At 36.3% G+C, this 22021-nt stretch carries 20 protein-coding genes; 8 read left to right on the plus strand and 12 right to left on the minus strand.

Annotated elements, in window-relative coordinates; translation table 11 throughout:
* Window positions 1–40 precede the first annotated feature (40 nt).
* Window positions 41–1984, plus strand: coding sequence for a Na+/H+ antiporter NhaC family protein (locus QUH73_RS03050; protein WP_289529007.1), 1944 nt, complete (start codon window positions 41–43; stop codon window positions 1982–1984).
* Between the two features lie 191 nt (window positions 1985–2175).
* On the opposite strand, the gene QUH73_RS03055 is transcribed toward QUH73_RS03050, so the two are convergent.
* Together QUH73_RS03055 and QUH73_RS03060 are read right to left on the minus strand one after the other, a co-directional pair.
* Entirely contained in the window at window positions 2176–2661 is a 486-nt protein-coding gene (locus QUH73_RS03055) for an arsinothricin resistance N-acetyltransferase ArsN1 family B (RefSeq protein ID WP_289529008.1), read from the minus strand.
* A 549-nt stretch (window positions 2662–3210) separates the two neighbouring features.
* Complete coding sequence (locus tag QUH73_RS03060; protein ID WP_289529009.1) at window positions 3211–5655, minus strand: alpha-ketoacid dehydrogenase subunit alpha/beta; 2445 nt, start codon at window positions 5653–5655, stop codon at window positions 3211–3213.
* A gap of 360 nt (window positions 5656–6015) precedes the next feature.
* Between QUH73_RS03060 and QUH73_RS03065 the strand changes: the two genes are divergently transcribed.
* The gene (locus QUH73_RS03065; RefSeq protein ID WP_289529010.1) at window positions 6016–6258 is read left to right on the plus strand and encodes a hypothetical protein; all 243 of its coding nucleotides are present in this window, start codon (window positions 6016–6018) and stop codon (window positions 6256–6258) included.
* A gap of 84 nt (window positions 6259–6342) precedes the next feature.
* Window positions 6343–6510 (plus strand): hypothetical protein, encoded by a 168-nt coding sequence (locus QUH73_RS03070; RefSeq protein WP_289529011.1) that lies wholly within the window; start codon window positions 6343–6345, stop codon window positions 6508–6510.
* A gap of 124 nt (window positions 6511–6634) precedes the next feature.
* Here the strand turns inward: QUH73_RS03070 and QUH73_RS03075 are convergent, their stop codons facing one another.
* The 7 genes from QUH73_RS03075 to QUH73_RS03105 form a co-directional block, all read right to left on the minus strand.
* The gene (locus QUH73_RS03075; protein ID WP_289529012.1) at window positions 6635–7642 is read right to left on the minus strand and encodes an FAD:protein FMN transferase; all 1008 of its coding nucleotides are present in this window, start codon (window positions 7640–7642) and stop codon (window positions 6635–6637) included.
* A gap of 104 nt (window positions 7643–7746) precedes the next feature.
* Window positions 7747–9006, minus strand: coding sequence for an NADH:ubiquinone reductase (Na(+)-transporting) subunit F (nqrF, locus tag QUH73_RS03080; protein ID WP_289529013.1), 1260 nt, complete (start codon window positions 9004–9006; stop codon window positions 7747–7749).
* Window positions 9007–9163: 157 nt separating this feature from the next.
* Window positions 9164–9781, minus strand: a complete 618-nt coding sequence (gene nqrE / locus QUH73_RS03085) for an NADH:ubiquinone reductase (Na(+)-transporting) subunit E (RefSeq protein WP_289529014.1) — start codon at window positions 9779–9781, stop codon at window positions 9164–9166.
* Window positions 9782–9801: 20 nt separating this feature from the next.
* On the minus strand, window positions 9802–10446 hold the full coding sequence (locus QUH73_RS03090; RefSeq protein WP_289529015.1) for an NADH:ubiquinone reductase (Na(+)-transporting) subunit D: 645 nt from the start codon (window positions 10444–10446) through the stop codon (window positions 9802–9804).
* 7 nt (window positions 10447–10453) lie between these two features.
* Window positions 10454–11161 carry an NADH:ubiquinone reductase (Na(+)-transporting) subunit C gene (nqrC, locus tag QUH73_RS03095; protein WP_289529016.1) on the minus strand — a complete coding sequence of 236 codons (708 nt, stop codon included), beginning with the start codon at window positions 11159–11161 and terminating at the stop codon, window positions 10454–10456.
* 113 nt (window positions 11162–11274) lie between these two features.
* Entirely contained in the window at window positions 11275–12459 is a 1185-nt protein-coding gene (locus QUH73_RS03100; protein WP_289529017.1) for an NADH:ubiquinone reductase (Na(+)-transporting) subunit B, read from the minus strand.
* A gap of 23 nt (window positions 12460–12482) precedes the next feature.
* Window positions 12483–13838: a Na(+)-translocating NADH-quinone reductase subunit A gene (locus QUH73_RS03105; RefSeq protein ID WP_289529018.1), complete on the minus strand. Its 1356-nt coding sequence runs from the start codon at window positions 13836–13838 to the stop codon at window positions 12483–12485.
* 208 nt (window positions 13839–14046) lie between these two features.
* On the opposite strand from QUH73_RS03105, the gene QUH73_RS03110 reads away from it, so the two are divergent.
* From QUH73_RS03110 to bioB, 3 genes are all read left to right on the plus strand, one after another.
* Window positions 14047–15336, plus strand: coding sequence for a type IX secretion system plug protein (locus QUH73_RS03110; RefSeq protein WP_289529019.1), 1290 nt, complete (start codon window positions 14047–14049; stop codon window positions 15334–15336).
* Between the two features lie 161 nt (window positions 15337–15497).
* The gene (locus QUH73_RS03115; protein WP_289529020.1) at window positions 15498–15857 is read left to right on the plus strand and encodes a hypothetical protein; all 360 of its coding nucleotides are present in this window, start codon (window positions 15498–15500) and stop codon (window positions 15855–15857) included.
* Between the two features lie 16 nt (window positions 15858–15873).
* Window positions 15874–16848, plus strand: coding sequence for a biotin synthase BioB (bioB, locus tag QUH73_RS03120; RefSeq protein ID WP_289529021.1), 975 nt, complete (start codon window positions 15874–15876; stop codon window positions 16846–16848).
* Window positions 16849–17013: 165 nt separating this feature from the next.
* On the opposite strand, the gene QUH73_RS03125 is transcribed toward bioB, so the two are convergent.
* Genes QUH73_RS03125 through QUH73_RS03135 form a run of 3 tightly spaced genes read right to left on the minus strand, consistent with a single transcriptional unit; the run spans window position 17014 to window position 18450 of the window.
* Window positions 17014–17208, minus strand: coding sequence for a hypothetical protein (locus QUH73_RS03125; RefSeq protein ID WP_289529022.1), 195 nt, complete (start codon window positions 17206–17208; stop codon window positions 17014–17016).
* 47 nt (window positions 17209–17255) lie between these two features.
* Window positions 17256–17564 carry a LytR/AlgR family response regulator transcription factor gene (locus QUH73_RS03130; protein WP_442913388.1) on the minus strand — a complete coding sequence of 103 codons (309 nt, stop codon included), beginning with the start codon at window positions 17562–17564 and terminating at the stop codon, window positions 17256–17258.
* A 10-nt stretch (window positions 17565–17574) separates the two neighbouring features.
* On the minus strand, window positions 17575–18450 hold the full coding sequence (locus QUH73_RS03135; protein WP_289529024.1) for a hypothetical protein: 876 nt from the start codon (window positions 18448–18450) through the stop codon (window positions 17575–17577).
* 235 nt (window positions 18451–18685) lie between these two features.
* Between QUH73_RS03135 and nhaC the strand changes: the two genes are divergently transcribed.
* Together nhaC and pruA are read left to right on the plus strand one after the other, a co-directional pair.
* Window positions 18686–20140: a Na+/H+ antiporter NhaC gene (gene nhaC, locus QUH73_RS03140; protein ID WP_289529025.1), complete on the plus strand. Its 1455-nt coding sequence runs from the start codon at window positions 18686–18688 to the stop codon at window positions 20138–20140.
* A gap of 159 nt (window positions 20141–20299) precedes the next feature.
* On the plus strand, window positions 20300–21931 hold the full coding sequence (gene pruA / locus QUH73_RS03145; protein ID WP_289529026.1) for an L-glutamate gamma-semialdehyde dehydrogenase: 1632 nt from the start codon (window positions 20300–20302) through the stop codon (window positions 21929–21931).
* The last annotated feature ends 90 nt before the right edge of the window (window positions 21932–22021 follow it).

Below are 22021 nucleotides of genomic sequence, written 5' to 3' on the forward strand. Positions count from 1 at the left end.
TGCAAATTTATTATATTTGATCCACCCTAAAACTAACCTCATGTACAAACGAATTTATTCAATATTACTGATATTTCTTATCAATCTAATTCCCTTTTTAGCATATTCTTCCAGCAATGAAGCAACTGAAGTGCAGGATAAACTGCAGGTTGAATTTCCTAAAATTATTATCGCAAATATTTCTACACGAATTGCGATCTCAATAGATGATACGAGTAGAATTATTAGTGAGAATAATAGTCTTTGGGTTCAGGTAAATAACCAGAATATATCGGCAAAAATTGAAGGGAAACAAGTTGTTTTTCATTACACTTTTAAAGAAAAAAAAGAATTTCAAATCTCCTTCCAAAACAAAACCTTCACAAATACAATTCATCCAATTCCTTTATGGCTCTCTATACTTCCGCCACTGATAGCCATTCTTATGGCTCTATTTTTTAAAGAAGTCTTTTCTGCTTTATTCGTAGGTCTATTTTCCGGAACACTACTAATCTATTCGTATCAGGAAGTTTCAATTTTTTCAGCCTTTTTTAAAGCAATATTTGCTATTTCAGATACATATATTCTTCAATCTCTAGCTGATACAGGTCATATTTCCATTATTCTATTTTCGATGTTAATAGGTGCAATGGTTAATTTAATTACCAAAAACGGAGGTATGCAAGGAATTGTGAATAAACTTTCTAAATTCGCCGGCAGTCCGAGATCTGGCCAATTTATAACATGGCTTTTAGGGGTTCTTATTTTCTTTGATGATTATGCAAACACATTAATCGTTGGAAATACAATGCGCCCTGTTACCGACAGGTTAAAAATATCAAGAGAAAAACTTGCTTATATAGTTGATTCAACGGCTGCTCCTGTTGCATCGATCGCAATGATCACAACATGGATTGGTATTGAATTAAGCTACATTCAATCTGCCACGGTTCAAATAAATATAGATGAAAGTCCTTACAGTATTTTTCTCAATTCTTTACCCACACGCTTCTATCCTTTCTTCACCCTATTTTTTATTTTGATGCTGATAGTTTTAAAAAAGGATTTTGGTCCCATGCTAAAAGCGGAACAAAAATGCAGGCGTGAATTAGAGCCGGAATCGCTGGAAAGCGAAGTTGTACCATCTGAATTAAAAGAAATTCAGATAGATAAAAATACTCCTACCCGTTGGTACAACGCTGGCATACCAGTTTTAATTGTGATTTTAGGAACATTTGCAGGTTTAATTTATACCGGTTGGGATGCGAATATTTGGAACGATACGAATCTTGCCTTTGGTAAAAAACTATCACACATTATTGGAGCTTCAGATTCATACCTTGCTCTTTTGTGGTCCTCTCTTTCGGCAGTTTTGGTCGCTCTGGCACTTACTATTGGTCAACAGATACTCAGCTTAACTCAAGCTGTAGACGCTCTGGTTGGTGGCTTTAAAAGCATGCTGACAGCAATTCTTATTTTAGTTCTTGCATGGGCACTGGCTGACATCACTAAAGACATGCATACCGCTGATTTTATTTCGAATACTCTAATTGCAAGTAACGTTTCGCCAATTCTCTTGCCATCTTTTACCTTTATCCTTTCAGCCTTAATCGCATTTTCAACAGGATCTTCATGGGGAACTATGGCAATTCTTTATCCTTTAATCTTGCCTGCATCGTGGGCATTGTGCCATTCATCCGGAATGAGTGATCCTGAAAGCATGAACATTTTCTACATTACCGTTTCAGCCATATTAGCTGGTTCTGTATTGGGTGATCATTGTTCGCCAATTTCCGACACAACCATTCTTAGCTCTCTGGCAAGCTCTTGCAATCATATAGAACACGTGCGAACACAATTGCCTTATGCATTAACTGTCGGTATCGTTTCTATTTTTGCCGGTTTGCTTCCTGCGGCCTACGGAGTTTCTTCCTGGATTTTAGTGCCTGTTGGATTTGTATGCCTTTATTTAATTGTGAAGTACGTAGGAATAAAAACGGAGTAAAAGCCCGACATATAATAGTGGGTACTAAATATGCCGGGAGTAAACTTTATGCTGATTTGCAATTATCATATTTGATAATTATACCACTAACCACAATGTATCAAACCAACACTAACTAAAAGTTCTATACATTAAAGACACCTTTATTTATAAAAAGGTGGTATGGAATCATTATTTTTAACAATTATTAACTATTTCAATATCAATTCCCAATATCCAACATCTACCCATTTATTAAATTTATATCCAACCTCCTTAAAGTGCGCGACTTTCCCGAAACCAATTTTTTCATGCAATGCAACACTGGCATCATTTGGCAAGGCAATACCACCAATTGCAGCATGTAACTCTAATTTTGACAGCTTTCTTATTAATTCCTGATACAACATAGTACCGATTCCTTTTCCCCTTGCATATGGATGCAGGTAAACCGTGGTTTCGACGGAATATTTATAAGCACATCTTGATTTCCATTCACTCGCATAAGCATAACCATACATTTTTCCATTTTCAGAAAAAACGATCCATGGTAGTTTAGCTGTTATACTTGAAATTCTTGATTCCATTTCTTTGGGAGAAACTTCATCTTCCTCAAAAGTAATTACAGTATTTTTCACGTAATGATTATAGATTTTACAAATGTCTTCAGCATCAGAAAGACATACATTTTTTATCATAGGAGCTAAATTTAGGATCGCCTTAAAGATACAAAAAAAGAGAAGCCATCTCTTTCGAGATGGCTGTTACCCCAGTATATTTTGGAGCCCTTTAGAAAAAATTATTAACTGAACTACCACATACAATTAACAATTGACAATGCAGTTCTTGGGAATACCCCTAATATCACCAAGAACAGTTATCGAATGATTGACTAAAAATCATCCGGACAAAATAATGACTGAAATATTTTTAAAGGTTGCGTAAAAACCCAAACTTATTTCATAAAGGAGAAGCCATCCCATTTGAGATGGCTGTTACCCCAGTATATTTTGGAGCCCTTTAGAATTGATTTGTTGTCTAGAATTACCACATTGCATCCAACAATCACTAACTAAAATATCCGAGACTTTCCCCTATAGATCCTCTCGAACACAATAATAACAGTCCAGTTCATAAAATGGGTGACATCAATTATGAGAATAATCTCATATTTAACAATTTTTAACAAAAAAAGAGACTGAATTCTTAATCAATTCAGTCTCTTCAATTCAAAAAAATAAAATTTCTTAATTTGTATAAATAGAAGGAAATTTTTGAGGATTTGATTCTCTCATGATGTCATAAATTATCTCAAATACATCCTCGGCATTAGGATTTGAGAAATAATCTCCATCGGTACCATATGCTGGTCGGTGATCCTTAGCAGTAATCGTTCTCGGTTCTGAATCCAAATGATAATATGCATTCTGATCCTCCAACACCTTCTGCATCATAAAGGCAGTAGCTCCTCCGGGAACATCCTCATCGAAAAATACAATCCGATTGGTTTTCTTAACCGATTCAAGAATTCGACTATTAATGTCAAATGGCAATAAAGTCTGAACATCAATCAGTTCAACTGAAATATTAAAATCTTTCAATTGCTTAACTGCATCTTCTGCAATTCGCACGCATGATCCATAAGTTACCAATGTAATATCAGTTCCTTCTTCTAAAACTTCAGGTATCCCTAATGGAGTATTAAACTCGCCTAAATTATCAGGCATTTTTTCCTTTAATCTGTAACCGTTTAGTGGCTCAATTACTAATGCCGGCTCATCCGATTCCAAAAGTGTATTATAAAAGCCTGCCGCCTTTGTCATATCCCTTGGCACACACACATGAATTCCTCTGATTGAGTTAATCACCATACTTAGAGGAGAACCGGAATGCCAAATTCCTTCCAAACGATGACCGCGGGTACGAATAATTACCGGAGCTTTTTGACCTCCTTTGGTTCTGTATTGCAATGTAGCCAAATCATCACTCATGGTTTGCAGGGCATATAGCAGATAGTCGAAATACTGTATCTCTGCAATTGGACGCAAGCCTCTTAGTGCCAACCCAATTCCTTGGCCTAAAATTGTAGACTCTCTTATTCCTGTATCTGTAACTCTAAGCTCTCCGTATTTTTTCTGCATTCCTTCTAAACTCTGATTTACACCACCAATAAAACCGGTATCTTCACCAAAAGTCAACAATAAAGGATATTTACTAAAAAGTTTATCGAAATTATCGCGAAGCACTTCACGTCCGTTTACAATTTTTGATTCTTCGGAGTAAACAGGATCACAAGTTTTGATATTTTGGACTCTTAAATCAGTCTCGCTGTACAAATGGCTGCTATATCGTTCATGATTCTCCTCAAGAGAATTTTTAAGCCACAACTGCAACTGCGATTTTAGAGGTTTAAAGCTATCGCATGTACTGCAAATATATCGTAATATTTTCTTTGCTGCCGTAAAATTATCCTTTCGAACCGGATGAATAAGCTTTTTGAGATCATTTACTATTTTATCTATTCTTTCCGTTTTCTTACAATCGCAACCGGCATTCTTAACCAATTCAATCAACGCATCTCTTTCTTCCATTATTGGTTCAGAAAAAGACTTCCAAGCTGCTTTTCTTGCGGTTTTTACTTCTTCCAAAGCTGTATTTTCAACTTCGTCTAAAGTTTCTTCTGTCGCTAATTCCAGGGAAAGAATCCACTCTCTCATTTTTTTAATTGGATCATACTCATTTTCCCAATCGAGACGTTCCTTAGTTTTGTAGCGTTCGTGTGAACCTGAAGTCGAGTGACCTAAGGGCTGAGTCATTTCTGTCACGTGAAATAATACCGGAACATGGTTTTTCCGGCAAAATTCAACCCCCTCCATATACATTTTACAAAGCGAAGCATAATCCCATCCCTTAGCCTGATAAATTAAGTAACCATCTCCATTTTCATCCTTTTCAAACCCCTTAAGAACTTCTGATATATTCGATTTTGTAGTTTGGAATTTATTCGGAACTGAAATCCCCCAGCCATCATCCCAAACACTCATAGCCATAGGTACTTGCAGAACACCGGCAGCATTAATGGTTTCCCAAAAATGACCTTCGGAAGTACTGGAATCTCCTATTGTACCGAAAGCTACTTCATTTCCCTTGTCTGAAAACTCAGGAAAATTGTGTAATTCTTTGTTCTGCCGAAACATTTTTGATGCGTAAGCTAAGCCAAGTAATCTTGGCATTTGACCCGCTGTTGGTGAAATATCAGCGGATGAATTTTTCTGATTTGTTAAATTTTTCCAGCTTCCATCCTCATTTAAACTTCTGGATGCATAATGGTTATTCATTAAACGGCCCCCATTAGCAGGATTTTTATCTAGTTTGGTCTCACCAAATAATTGAGCAAAAAATTCCTCACTTGATAACATACCGGAGGCAAGCATAAAAGTTTGATCGCGATAATATCCAGAACGCCAGTCTCCATTATTATAGGCTTTGGCCATAGCAATCTGAGCAACTTCTTTTCCATCCCCAAATATTCCAAATTTCGCCTTCCCTGTTAATACTTCCTTACGCCCCCATATACTTAACTGGCGGCTAACATTTGCAATTCGATAATCTTCCAGTACTTCAATTGTAAAATCGTTGAATGACAAATTTTCTTTTTTTGTCTCCTTATCTTCTTTTACCATTTCTGACATATAATTTTGCGTTATTAGTCTGCAAAGCTTTTCCCCCTTGCAATTGCAAACAAAGATGTGTTAGTGTGTTTATTTAACAGAATATCCCTCAGTTAAACTTAGATCAAATTTAGCAAGAATTATTCTAAATAATAAAATTTCATCCAAGTATTTACAGACCTTTAAATCTGTATTTATTTGGAAGAACAATACCGAAATGATATCTTTGTTTCTAAATTATTAATCCTGATAATTAAATTGTTTGTATCACTAATGTAACACACTTGTTGTTGCTAACAAATTATAAATCGGTATTATACCAACAATAATTTCAAATCTTTTTAGTTAATTTTTTTTATAAATAGTATAAGAAATATACAAATGATTACAGTCTTACTTATAACAATTATTCTTCTGGCAATTGGTTTTGCTGGTTTTGCGATAACAATTCTGGTTAAAAAAAATGGTAAATTTCCAGAACTCCATATTGGAAATAATAAAGATTTGAAGAAAAGAGGAATTGGATGTGCCACTTCTCAAGACAAAATAGAACAAGCCAAAGCTAAGAAATCACTTCAATTCAAACAATTAACACTTTTAGAGAAAGAATTAAAATCTCTCTAAACCTAAAATAAACTTTAATAGTAGATATAACCATCTAATTTGACAATCGTATCCTTATGAGAGTATTCTAAAACCCTATTTAAAATGGCTGCATTTTTTACAATATTATTACTATCACTCTTTTTATTACTACTTGCCTTTATAGGAATTGGTATTAAGCTGTTATTCGATAAAAATGCAAAGTTTACCGGTAACAGCTGTGGTTCTTGTGCATGCACCGATCCGGACAAGGAAAGTTGTGATACACAATAAAGAATTAAACTATCGTTTTTTTTACTTTCTGTTGTTTATATTATTTCACAACAATTACTTGTTTTCCAAGATTTAGAAATCTGAAAGCCGATAATTTTCACCCCCTCCTTATCATCAATTCGATCTACTTTATGATTGAACCCTTAAGCTTTTCACTAGCATAGGATTTATAATTGCCCAGAGAATCTGTATAAATAAAATAGGCTTCCAGAAGTGAGTCTTTTTCAACAATTTCAATGCTTTTTTCCAATCCCAACACCATAAAACTTGTTGCATATGCATCGGCAGACATACAATCAGGTGCAAATACCGAGGCAGAAAGCAGACTGTGTTGAACCGGATATCCTATGCGTGGATCAATTGTATGAGCATATTTCTTCCCATCCTTAATGTAGTACTGACGATAGTTTCCCGAAGTAGCCAAGGCTCCTTTTCCCATCTGAACTACCTCTTGTACCTCTCTCGACATAGCAGTAGGATCATCAATTGGTTTATCGATAGCTACTCTCCATGTTCTTCCTTTTCCGCTTTTACCCTTAACACGAATTTCACCGCCAATTTCAACCATATAATTACTAACACCATTTAATTCCAAAAGGTCGGCAACAACATCAACACCATATCCTTTTGCAATAGCACTTGCATCGAACATGATTCTAGGATCATCCTTCACAACTTTTCCATTTAGTAAACGCACTTTTTCATAACCAACAATCTCCAGCAGACTATCAACAGGAATCATCTCAGGATCCAGTTTATTCTTAAATCCAAAGCCCCATGCATTTACTAAAGGCGCAACAGTCATATCGAATGCTCCATTTGTTATCTGCGATATTTCCTCTCCTCTTTTTAAGGTTGTTAAAAAATAATGATCCAATACTACCGTGGTATCATTATTATTCACCCTTGAAATTACCGACTGAGGCTTATAAGTGGACAAAGACAAGTCAAATTCCGCTAACTTAGCCATTATGTTATCATGAAGACTTTCGTCGCCTGTGTACTCGTAATTGATGTGATAGAAAGTGCCAAATATTTGCCCTTCATCGAAATAATATTTTTTACTGTTGTTTTGGCATGATGATAGGATCAGGATACCAACAAAAACGAATGAATTAAATAAATTTCTCATGACTGAAGAATAGTTCGTATTTTAAAGGATATTAATGAAACAAAAGTAATCAAGCTTATAAAAACAAACAAGCCTCGAAAAATCCGAGGCTTGTTATATTGTAATTACGATCCAAAATCGTCAAATTCAACCATTTCGTCTGGTACTCCTAATTCATAAAGCATGCTTGTCACAGCAGAATTCATCATTGGAGGTCCGCAAAGGTAATACTCAACATCTTCCGGCTCCTCATGTTTGCATAGGTAGTTGTCGTAAATCACCTGATGAATAAATCCTGTTGGCCCTTCCCAATTATCTTCCGGCTGAGGCTCAGATAGAGCTAAATGCCACTCGAAATTCGGAAAATCAGCAGCGATAGCATCGAACTGATCTGCATAAAACACCTCTTTTAATGAACGTGCACCATACCAGAAAGTAGCCTTACGACCAGTTTTCACAGTATGAAACAAGTGAAAGATATGTGAACGCATTGGAGCCATACCAGCACCACCACCAATAAACATCATCTCGTTGTTAGTCTCTTTAATAAAGAACTCACCGTAAGGTCCTGAAACTGTAACTTTATCACCTGGTTTACGAGAGAAAATAAAAGAAGAACAAATACCCGGATTCACATTCATCCAACCACCGTTTACACGATCGAACGGAGGAGTTGCAATACGAATGTTCAACATTACAATATTTCCTTCGGCAGGATGGTTAGCCATTGAATAGGCCCGATATGTAGGTTCAGGGTTTTTCATTTTAAGATCAAACATCTTAAACTGTTCCCATTCTCCTTTATATTTGTCTTCAATAATCATATCCTTAAAGTCAACATCGATTTTAGGAACATCAATTTGAATGTACCCTCCCGATTTGAAATCAAGAATTTCACCTTCCGGTAATCTAACTACGAACTCTTTAATAAAAGTAGCTACGTTTCCATTGGAAACCACTTCACACTCCCATTTCTTAATTCCCATAATTTCCTGAGGAATCGACATGGCCGTGTCTTCTTTTACTTTTACCTGACAAGCCAAACGCCAATCGGTTAAGGCTTCTCTTCTAGTGAAAAAACCGGTCTCTGTTGGTAGAATAGTTCCTGCCCCTGAATGAACCTGGCATTTACACATTCCACAAGTACCTCCACCACCACAAGCTGATGGTAAAAATATTTTTTGAGCTCCTAAAGCTCCCAAAAGGGTACTGCCTGGTTCTACAACCAATTTTAGATTTCCTTCATTGATATCAATAGTAACCTCTCCTGATGGAGTAAGTTTCTTTTTTGCATACAAAAGGATAGAAACCAGTACCAGGATCACAAGTAGAAAGATCACAATACTAGTGGCAATAACTGTTCCCTGTGTTGTTAATAATATCATCTCTATTCCAGTTTTTAAAATTATGAATGATTAATTATTAATTAAGAATTAGGGTCTATCTGTATAAATGTTATTGATATTTAAATCAAACAAATAACCTGTATTCTATAATTCACAATTATAACTCATAAATTATAATTCATAATTAGTTAAAAGCTTAGAGTTTGATCCCCATAAAGCTCATAAATGCAATTCCCATTAAACCTGTTACAATAAATGTAATTCCAAGCCCACGTAATGGAGCAGGAATATTTGAGTAACGGATTTTTTCACGAATTGCTGCGATACCAATAATAGCAAGAAACCAACCAATACCTGATCCAAGACCAAATGAAGTTGCCTCTGCCAAAGTACCATAGTCTCTTTCCTGCATGAAAAGAGATCCTCCTAAAATTGCACAATTAACCGCAATTAAGGGAAGAAAGATACCCAAAGAAGAATAAAGAGCCGGAGCAAATTTTTCTACAATCATTTCAACCAACTGCACCAAAGAAGCAATTACTGCTATAAACATGATAAAACTTAAGAAGCTTAAATCAACATCAGCAAATGAAGGATCTACCCAAGTAAGAGCTCCACTTACCAAAATGTATTTGTTTAACAAGTAATTTAAAGGAACGGTTATTCCCAAAACAAATATCACAGCTATGCCAAGGCCAACTGATGTTTTTACTGTTTTGGAAACAGCCAGATACGAACACATTCCTAAGAAGAATGCGAACACCATGTTGTCGATAAAAATCGACTTGATAAATATATTAATCAGATTTTCCATGTTTCGATTTTTCTTTACAATTAGTTCGACTCAATTAAAGATTTATCTCTAGATCTTTGAACCCAAATAATAATTCCTACAGTTATCAATGCCATTGGAGGAAGAATTATTAAGCCGTTGTTTTGATATCCCATATCATAAAAGGATTGGGGTACAACCTGAAACCCATAAATTGCTCCTGATCCCAATAATTCACGGAAGAAAGCAACAATTATTAAAATTACACCATAACCGGCACCGTTACCGATACCGTCTAAAAATGCAGGCCATGGCTTATTGCCAAGAGCAAAAGCTTCCAAACGTCCCATAATAATACAGTTGGTAATAATCAATCCTACAAATACGGAAAGTTGCTTGCTTACTTCGTAGGCAAAAGCTTTCAATACCTGATCAACTACGATTACCAATGCTGCTACAACTACAAGCTGAACAATAATACGAATACGCGAAGGAATTGTATTTCTAAGTAATGATATAATAACATTTGCAAATGCTGTTACAGCCATAACAGAAAGGCTCATCACCACGGCTGGCTCCAACTTTGCTGTAACTGCCAGAGCTGAACAAATTCCTAATACCTGTACGGTAATCGGGTTGTCGCTACTCAATGGATTTTTCAGCAATTTCCGATTTTTAGCGGAGAATAATGGTTCTTTATCGCTCATCTCGTGCTTATTTTGAAGATTTTAAATACATTTCATAACTGCTTAGGTTTTCACGAAGCATTGCTTCCAAACCTTTTGAAGTAACAGTACCACCGGATACCGCATCGAATTCGTGAGGATGACCAACAGCACCACCGCCTTTAACCAAAGCTAAAGAAGTAAACTTTCCTGTCTCATCAAAAATTTGTTTTCCGGAAAATGGTTTCTGAAATTCAGGTTTTGAAATTTCCGCTCCTAAACCTGGAGTTTCACCCTTATTTCCGAAAGTCGCTCCATAAATGGTTTTTCCATCCGGTTCCATAGAAATAAAACCCCAAATAGGTCCCCACATTCCTCTACCTCTAATTGGAATAATCATTTTCTCCCCAATTCCCTCTTTCTTAAATATGAAAACTGGTAATTTTCTTTCTTCCAATTTCTTTTTGTTCTCAATTTTCAAGTCCACAGCAAAAGTTGCATCCTTATCTTCCGAAGTAATATCTCCATTCGAATTAACAATAAAAGATTGTACAATAAATTGATTGTATAACTCTTCTGCATCTTTAGGAGTGGAAGCAATATTGACAGCTTTTAAAATGTCTTGCTTTTTCTCTATTTCGATATTCCTCGTTTGGCGTGGTTTAAGTTGCAAAGCAGCAAAAGAAAGAACCGCCGCAACTAACACCACCATAATGGAGGCATAAAGAAATGTATATGTATTGCTTTGAGTATTCATGTGATTAATAATTTATATTTTTAATTGCCACATGGAACTCGCCATATTTTACCTGTACTTGTTCCGATAAAATTTCAGTCATGGCTCGTTTCATTTTCTAATTGATTATTTGTTTAAGCACTCACCTTAACCCGTTTCAATCTTCTTTTGATATTTCCTTGAACCACATAATGATCAATTAGCGGTGCAAAAGTATTCATCAGTAGAATCGATAACATCATAGCTTCCGGGAAACCTGCATTCAATACGCGAATCAAAACAGCAAGGAAACCAATTAGGAAACCATAAATATATTTACCCCTGGCTGTTTGAGCTCCCGATACAGGATCAGTAGCCATAAATACAGCACCAAAAGCAAAACCACCCATAATTAAATGTTGCCATGCTGGAATCAATTCCATATAAGAATTACCACCAATTAGATTGAAAAGCATTCCCATTACATATCCTCCGGCAAATACCGAAACGATAATTTTCCAGCTGCCAATTCCTGTTGCAATTAAAATGACTGCCCCAATTAGAATAGCTATCGTAGATGTTTCTCCTATTGATCCTGGAATGAAACCAACAAACATATCCCAAACATTTGAAAGATGTTGTTGATAAAGAGTAACAGCAGCATCACCTTTTACATCAACCAAATTGGCAGCATGTGCCAATGGAGTAGCTCCCGAAAAGCTATCCGCTTTTTCTGCAATCCAAACCGACTCGCCAGACATTTTTGATGGGTAAGCAAAGAAGAAGAATGCACGGGCAACTAAAGCCGGATTCCAAATATTCATTCCTGTTCCACCAAATACCTCTTTACCAATAACTACAGCGAATGCAGTTGACACAGCCACCATCCAAAGAGGAGCCGTAACAGGCATTATTAAAGGTATTAGCATACCGGAAACAAGGAAACCCTCGTTTACCTGATGACCCCGCATTTGCGCAAATGCAAATTCAATACCCAAACCAACCACGTATGAAACAACGATAATCGGAAGGATTTTAATCAAACCATAAATGCAAATATCTAAAAAATCCGTATTCGCAAGCTCGCCAACAGATAGGAAATGCAGGTATCCTGTATTATAAATCCCAAATAGTAATGCAGGAATTAAAGCCATAACAACGATCGACATTGTACGCTTTAAGTCAATAGCATCTTTTATATGTGTACCCGTATGGGATGTAATATCGGGAACGAATAGAAAAGTTTCAAATGCCTCGAAAGACGACTGCAACTTTGCAAACTTCCCACCCTTTTGAAATAAGGGTTTCTTTTTATCAAGAAATTTTCTTAGTGCTTTCATTATATAATATTATCCGTTTTTTCTTAGCTCATTTCTTTAATCATCAGATCAATTCCTTTACGAACCAAATCCTGTACATTAATTTTTGATGTACAAACGAATTCGCATAAGGCAAGATCCTCCGGAGCAACTTCGTATATCCCCAACTGCTCCATTTGATCGATATCCTCAATCATAATCGATTTAACCAATTGTTGTGGAAGCACATCCATAGGTAATACCTTATCGTACTCACCTGTCATTACGAAAGCCCGATGCTCCCCATGAAGATTAGCATCTAAACGGTATTCTTTATTTGGCATTAACCAAGAGAAGAATGTTTTCGACATTGAGAATTTCTGTAAGCCAGGCAATGCCCAACCTAAAAATTCGAATTTATCTCCTTCTGGAATCACTGTAATTTGTGAGTCGTAAAAGTTAAGAAACCCATCTTCCAGGATTTGAGATCCTGTTAAAACATTGCCTGAAATAACGCGAATTTTCTCATCATCTTTCAATTTACCTTTTAAGATATTTCGTACAGATGCTCCCAAAATTGTTTCAAAATAACATGGGGTTTTCACTTCAGATCCGCAAAGTGCAATTTTACGACTTACATCGTAGATGCCTTTTGTGAATAATCTTCCGATGAAAATAACCTCCTGCGGACGAATAACCCAAGCCACTTCACCTTTATTCATCGGGCTGATGTGATGAATTTGAACACCAATATTTCCAGCAGGATGAACACCTGTAAATTGGCGAATTTCAACATTTTTAGCTTCGGTAAAAATTTTGCTTTGGTTGATATTCGGATTAATATTCAAATATAGCTTCCCGTCAGTCAATTTTGCCAAAGCATCAAGACCTGCCTGAAATGCTACTGCTTCATTCTCCAAAAGGAAGTCAATATCCGCGGCCAATGGAGCCGTATCGAAAGCTGAAACAAAAATTGCTTTTGGAGTATCTTCAGGTTTCGCAACCACATCATAAGGACGTTGACGAACAAACGCCCAAAGGCCACTTTTCAACAACTCTTCTTTAATCTCATCTCGAGAAAGCCCGTTAGGATCAGCCTTTTTAAACTCCTGATACTGAATCTCAGCATCCGCTTGAATTACTACCTCTAAAATCTTTCTTCGTTCTCCTCGATTTACAGCAATTACTTTACCACTAACCGGAGAAGCAAAATTAATTTCAGGACAATACTTATCGAAAAACAGAGAATCTCCTGCTTTTACTTCAGCATCTACCTTAACTTTTAATTTAGGTGTTAATCCGGGGAAATTGGATGGTTTAATTGCGTATGTCTCAGAACGATCAGCTTTTTCAAGTACCTTTTCAGCCTTTCCTGCCAGCTTAATATCTAAGCCTTTTTTGATCTTTTTAACTTCAGACATGTTAAACTATTTGAATTTATTAATTTGCATCAAAAATAACTAATTTAATCTCTAATTCACAATCTTTACTCTGATACGCTATATGTTATTGAACGCCATAGATATCATTTTTAAGGGGGCGTAAAATTTTCGAACACAAATATATAAAGCAATTTTGTATTTTTGAAGTCATTTGGTCTATTTTTAACCAGTATATATACATATTCAAATGCATAAAAGTCTAGTTGTTTACATAAGCATTATATTTATTATCCTTCCAAAGGTATTGTTCGCCTTAGATTTTGAATCTGAGACTGTTTATTTCAATGAAATAATAAAAAAAAGCATCCATACTGTTCAGATGCATCCGGTTAATTGGGAACTAACTGAACCGATTATAGAACTTAATGGAGATAATCAACTCCTTTTTTCTTTTGATGACATTACAGAAAATATTCAGGATTACTCCTACAAAATTATCCATTGCACATCAGATTGGCACAATTCCGGCTTAAGTGAATTCGATTTTATTGATGGTTTTACAGAAAACCAGATTCAAGATTACGAACACTCCTTTACTACCAATGTAGGTTTTGTTCATTATTCCTTGAAAATCCCCAACAACGAGATACAATTAAAATTATCAGGCAATTACATCCTTGAAATCTATGAAGATTTCGATCCTGAAAAAGTAATTGTCCGACAACGATTTATGCTTCTGGATTCGAAAGTTGAAATTAAAGGAGATGTAAAACATCCAATTGCAATTGATTTAAGAGAAACACATCAGGAGGTAGATTTTAGTATTCTTCATCCAAATTTCAATATTGATAATCCTCATTCTGATTTACAAGTTGTGCTAACGCAAAATGGAAGATTAGATGGAAGTGAGAAAAACCTAAAACCTATTTTTATCCGTAAAAACGAATTGGTTTTTGATTACGAAATGGAAAATGTTTTTCCGGGAGGCAACGAATTTCGAAATTTTGATTTGAAAAGTCTGAGGTACCAAACCCGCTATATCAAAGAAATTACCAAAGAGAATGAACAGACAAACGTTCTGTTGACAGCCGGAAACAACCGTCATTTTAAACAGTACATTTACGAGCAGGATTTAAATGGCCGGTTTTTAATCGAGGTTCAGGAAAGAGACGAACCATCTACCGAAGCAGACTATTGCAATGTCACATTTTGGTTGCCGTTCGATAATGAAATTAAACATGGAGACCTTTATGTGTACGGCAGCTTCTGTAATTGGACTTGTTCTGATCAAAATAAAATGGAATACGATTTTGATACCGGCAGCTACCGCAAAACAATTTTCCTGAAGCAGGGATACTACAATTACCAATATGCCTTACTCGAAAATGGAAAGAAAACTCCAGACCTCACCTATATTGAAGGCTCGCATTGGGAAACCGAAAATAACTATGTGATTTACGTTTACTACCATGATATCGCCCTGAATTACGATATGTTGATTGGTTATGAAACACTTAATTCAACTGCTAAATTTTAAACCATAAATAAAGGCGCAAGGACATTGCATGCAATGTTCCTACCACACAGATCTGTTTATGTTGTAAAAGCATTTCGATCTTAAAAAAAAAGAATACTTTTGACTCCGAAATAGAGAGAATCACTATCTTGTTTTCTCTTTAATAAATAAAAAATATAAATATGAACCCTGTTACAAACAAAGGTCGATACAAATCGGACCCACAGGTATTCAAACGATGGAGCCGGAAAGGCTATGCGGCATTTGCCAGCATGAACAAGGAAATCACAATTTCCAATATCAACGCCAGTTATAATTTACTGGTTCCATCAACTGAGTGCGGCTTTTCCGGATTTTGCTATGTACCATTAAACAGCAGGGATAAGAATGAGACTGATGAATTGGAAGCCTTGCGCTTCGAACTCATGCAAGTTATGGTACTGCAAAACCAAAATGCAGCCAAAACCAGTCAGACTGAACCTCATCAACAAACAGACAAGGTTCTTTCTACCAATTCCTATTCCTGCAATTTTAGAAATTAAAAAAAGAACCTAAGTTATGAGTGATATCAGAAACAATTGGACCTACAAAGAGGTTAAAGAAATTTACGACCTGCCATTACTGGATTTGGTAAACAAAGCAGCCAACCTCCACCGCAAATACCACGATTCTACAAAAATGAATATGAACACCCTAATTTCGGTTCGTACCGGAGCGTGTTCTCAGGATTGCAGATATTGTGCCCAATCGGCCCGTTACAACACACATGTAAAACCTGTGAAATTAAGTTTGGAACAGGTTTTGGAAGAAGCCAAAATAGCCAAAGAGAACGGTGTGAAACGTGTTTGTTTGAGTTCTGCCGGCAGAGATGGGAACAGAGATGACCGTTTCGACGAAATGGCTGAGATGATTACCGAAGTAAAAAAACTGGGACTGGAAGTTTGTTGTACCATGGGAATGATCAACAAAGAAAAAGCCGGAAAATTAGCCGATTTGGGAATTACTGCGGTAAATCACAACATCGATACTTCGGAGCGTCACTATCCAAACATTACCACAACCAGAACCTACAGTGAAAGACTCGAAACTCTTGCCAATTTGCAGGAAGCGGGTATCTCCTACTGCTCGGGCGGTATTTTAGGAATGGGCGAAACCGACGAAGATAGAATTGAAATGCTTCGCACGCTATCTAATCAGGAAAAACATCCTTACAACGTTCCGTTGAATTCATTGGTGCCGGTTGAGGGAACTCCGTTTTTCGGAAAAGAAACCATCGGTATTTTTGAAATGGTGCGTGCCGTTGCAACTGCCCGTATTCTAATGCCAAAAGCAGTAATCGCTTTTGCTGCAGGTCGCACGCATTACAGTCAGGAAGGACAAGCGCTTTGTTTCCTTGCCGGAGCAAACTCTATCTTTTTCGGAGATAAATTGCTTACCGTTAAAAACATGACGGTGAACGAAGATCAGCATTTGCTGGATAGTATTGGAATGGTGCCAACGCGTTATCAGGAGTTGACTACTTTGGAAGAGTAATTATATACTCAATTGATATGGAAGGGACACTTTAGGGTGTCCCTTTTTTATATCCTACACTTTCCTGAAACGCTTTGATTAGGCCTAGTAGCACTTTCTTATTGGGTGAAAGTGTTTTGATATGACAAAAAATTACTTTTACAGTTACCAAAACCCCTATTCCTACTATCCCGCGGAGCTTTTCACCCCTCCTCCGGCATTATTTTGCATCCCTCCACCAAATTGGAGTTCTCCTCCAGCATTATTTTGTATCCCTCCAGTAAGTTGGAGCTCTTCTCCGGCATTTATTTGTTTCCCTCCGTTAAGGTTGAGACCTTCTCCGGCATTTTTTCCGTTTCCTCTGGCAATTTTCACTACCATTGGATCTATCCTCTGCGATAAAGTGTTGCATAAAGGGAATTCTGAAATTAATTTGATTTTTCAACAAGATCTCTTATTTCTTTCCGGTACGAACTAGCAACAGGAATTATCTTACTACCAATACAAACCTGATTCCCTTCAAAGTATTCTATTTTATTAAAATTAACAATGTAGGATCGGTGAACACGTAAAAAAACGTTATCGGGTAGTTTCGTTTGAAAACTTTTCAGGGTGTCATGAATCACAAGACAATCTTCATCTCTGTGTAATTTCAAATAATCTCCTTCGGATTCGATATAATTTACATCTGACGATTTCAATAAATAGGTCTTCTTGTTCGACCTTACTAATGGAATTCTATTTTTATCAAACCCAACTTTTGAAACTGTCCGTAAGTTTTTTTACTGTCTTGGAAGATTTTATTATAAGCAAATCATCTTCAAGTGAAATGCAGTAGACTCGTAATTTTTCTATTACATCTTTATTATTAGCTACAATTTTATCTATGTTGTAATTAACACATCCGACATTATTCATTATTTTATCTGAAAGATCTTCATCTAAAAATTTAAACAAATCATCATTCATCAATTCAGGAAGTTTTGACTTTATTAATTCGAAATCAAGAGCATTTGTTTTTTCTAAATCACCTAATTTTTGAACGATATATTTATATTCATCGTTTTTTGTATCACTTTTATTAATAAGAACCGATTCTCTAGCCTTAAGATTCCATGTGATGTTCGTATAATTCTGCTCTATTTTACTAACAAAATCATTATACTGCTTTTGAGTATCTAAGTTCGTAGCATAAATGCCTTCATTAATAAACTTGACATGCTCTACATTAATAAATACCTCATTAAGATCATCATAACTCTTATTTATAAGTATATCTAATAAATCAGGAGTGTGAAGATTTGATAGATAATTTAAGTGTTTAAAATGGAGGGTTTTTATACTTTGATATTTATATAAATCAGATTTTTGTGCCGTCACACTTTCTTTATACCCTGCAATTGCTTGTTCAACATTTTCCAAAGCACTATCAAGTGTCTTGATGAAATAATTTTTGACAGATTTTAATCTTTTACGTTTTAAAAGAAAATCCCTAAATAAGGTTAATCCAAATGCTATAACAACACCTAAAATAGTATACCAAAACGAATCCCATGAAGTTGATAATTCACCATTGAAGAAATTGTCACCAAAAGATAAATTTAAATTTAGAATTACAGACATAATCATTAAAATATGTATAGAATTAGTACAGCTAAGCTACTCATTATATTGATCTATTTTATTTCTTTTATTGAGAATTCGACTCCAAGTCGGAGCCTCAATTCCTTACTTGACTCAATATCGATACTTCTTCAGGAAGTTTTAACTATTTTTATTCCTGCAAATTTGATCAGACATTCCTTTTCCCATCCATTTTTCGTAAGTTCATCGGCTCATTAACCAGCATAACCACATTATGAATCCGAAAACCAAAGCGCTCTCTCTAGGAGAAGCTCTCATTCCTATTATTCTATTAATTGCACTCCTTAGTATTAATGCCATTGTTTTTGGTGATGGTGCGATTGAAGGCGCCAATCAGTTTTCTCTTTTAATTGCTGCGGCTATAGGTGGACTGATTGCTCTCCGACATGGAAAAAACTGGGACGATCTGCAAAAAGGGATTGTTGAAAGCATTAGTACAGCAATGCCGTCGATGTTGATATTACTGCTAATTGGTTCTTTAGCGGGAACATGGATGATTAGCGGTGTGGTGCCTGCAATGATTTACTATGGATTGGAATTCTTAAATCCCAAATTATTTTTAATGCTCTCGGTAGTGATTTGTGCCATCGTTTCTGTCGTAACCGGAAGTTCATGGTCTACCATTGCAACCATTGGAGTTGCACTTTTGGGGGTTGGCAATGCAATGGAATACAATAACGCCATTGTGGCCGGGGCAATTATATCCGGAGCGTACTTTGGTGATAAAATTTCGCCTTTATCGGATACAACCAATCTGGCTTCGGCAATGGCTGAAGTTGATTTGTTTGTGCACATCCGTTACATGATGTATACAACGATCCCTTCCATCATTATTACTCTGTTGATTTTTCTGGCCATTGGTTTTAATAAGGAAGGAGAAATTAATCCGGAAAGCATTCGTGAAGTTCAAGCAGCTATAAAAGCAACATTTACAATCACTCCTTGGCTGTTTTTGGTTCCTATATTGCTCTTTGTGATTATCAGCAAAAAAGTGCCCGCCCTGCCTGCAATTTTTGCCGGCACGTTAATAGGAGGCATATTTGCCATTATTTTTCAGCCACAAATTATTCAGCAAATTTCGGGAAGCAGTTCCTATATACAAGCTTGTTATCATACAGTAATGCAATCCATCTTTACGGATATTAGTATTCCTGTTCAAAATAAAAATATTCAGGATTTATTATCGACAGGTGGAATGGCCGGGATGCTCAATACGATTTGGCTGATTTTAACAGCAATGGTATTTAGCGGTGTTCTGGAAACAGCAGGTATTTTGCACAAAATAACAGCAACCATGATGAAAGCGGTTAGCTCGACCGGATCGTTGGTAACAACAACAGTTGCCAGTTGTACGTTCCTGAACCTCACAGCATCGGATCAGTATATTTCCATTGTGGTTACGGGAAGAATGTTTTCAGAATCGTACAAAGATCAAAATTTAAAGCCCGAGGTGTTGAGCCGAACCCTTGAAGATGCAGGAACAGTAACGTCAGTATTGGTTCCCTGGAATACCTGCGGTGCTGCGCAGGCTGGTGCATTGGGTGTAGCTACTGTTGCTTTCGCCCCTTTTTGTTTTTTCAACATCATTAGCCCTATAATGACCATAGCTGTTGCTTATCTGAATATAAAAATCCGGAAAACAACTGATTCTGCTCTAAAATCATCATAAGTATAAATTTAATCACATCTTTAAAAACTTGTGAAATTATTAACCTAAAAAGTTTCTTTTCTTTTTTAAAAGTATGACAATACTCATTAATGATGCTTTGTGTTTTCTTTAAATTTGCAAAGAAAGAAAATAATAAATAACCCTTAAAACCACATCATTATGCCAAAAGGTATATACAACGTTCCTGCCGTAACTAACGAGCCAATTTTATCTTACGCTCCTGGATCTCCTGAAAGAGCTGAATTACAAGCTACAATTAAAAAAATGCGTTCCGAAGTAATCGATGTGCCTATGTACATTGGTGGCGAAGAGGTTCGTACAGGCAATTTATTTGCAATGACTCCTCCTCATGATCATCAGCATGTATTAGGACATTATCACCAAGGTGAGAAAAAACATATCCAAATGGCTATTGATGCGGCTTTAGCTGCAAAACCAGCTTGGGAAGCTATGGCCTGGGAGCATCGTGCTTCTATTTTCTTGAAAGCTGCTGAATTAATTTCGGGTCCTTACCGTCAGAAATTAAACGCTGCTACAATGTTGGGACAGTCGAAAAATGCATTCCAGGCTGAGATTGATTCTGCTTGCGAAATTGCTGATTTCCTTCGTTTCAACGTTCAGTACATGACTGATATTTACAAACAACAGCCTATCTCTTCAAAAGGAATTTGGAACCGTGTTGAACAACGTCCGTTAGAAGGATTTGTATTTGCTTTGACTCCTTTCAACTTTACTGCTATTGCCGGTAACCTGCCAACAGCTCCTGCTATGATGGGTAACTGTATTGTTTGGAAACCATCTAAAACCGCTGTTTATTCTGCTCAGGTTTTAATGGAAATATTTATGAAAGCTGGTGTTCCTGCCGGTGTTATCAACTTGGTATATGTATCAGGTCCTGCTGCTTCTGAAGTACTATTCAGTTCTCCTGATTTCGCAGGTATTCACTTTACAGGATCAACTGGTGTATTTCAGGACATTTGGAAAAATATTGGCGAAAACATACATAAATTCAAGTCTTATCCACGTATCGTAGGTGAAACTGGTGGTAAAGATTATATTTTTATGCACCCAACTGCTCCTGCCAAAGAAGTAGCTACTGCAATCACCCGTGGAGCATTCGAATATCAAGGACAAAAATGTTCTGCTGCATCCCGTGCTTACATTCCTGCAAGCAAGTATGACGCAGTTATGGCATTTGTAAATGAAGATTTGAAAAAAATAAAAATGGGTGGAACTGAAGACTTCACCAATTTTGTGAATGCTGTAATTGACGAAGCTTCTTTCAACAAATTATCTTCAGCTATCGATGCAGCAAAAGCTTCTCCTGATGCAGAAATTGTAGCTGGTGGTACTTACGACAAGTCGGTAGGTTATTTTATTGCTCCAACTATTATCAGAGCTTTAAAACACAATTATATAACTATGGAAGAAGAGCTGTTTGGCCCTATCCTTACCATTTTTGTATACGAAGATGACAAGGTAGATGAGACTTTGGATATCCTTGATAAAGGTTCAATGTATGCCCTTACCGGTGCTATCTTTGCTGATTGTCGTTACGCTATTGAAAAATTAGTAAAACGTTTAACTCACACTGCAGGTAACTTCTATATTAACGATAAACCAACAGGTGCTGTTGTTGGACAACAACCATTTGGTGGTGGAAGAGGATCCGGAACCAACGATAAAGCGGGTTCTATGATCAACCTATTGCGTTGGGTTTCTCCACGTACAATTAAAGAAACTTTTGTTTCGGCTACAGATTATATGTATCCTAACTTTTTAGAGGATTAATCTTAGAGATATCGGATGCGAGATTTGAGAAGAAAATCTTCAGGAAATCAATCTTTTGATACCAAAATATAACAAAATTGAATTGAATAA

Source organism: Labilibaculum sp. K2S, assembly GCF_030372765.1.
In the GTDB taxonomy this organism is placed as follows: Bacteria; Bacteroidota; Bacteroidia; order Bacteroidales; family Marinifilaceae; genus Labilibaculum.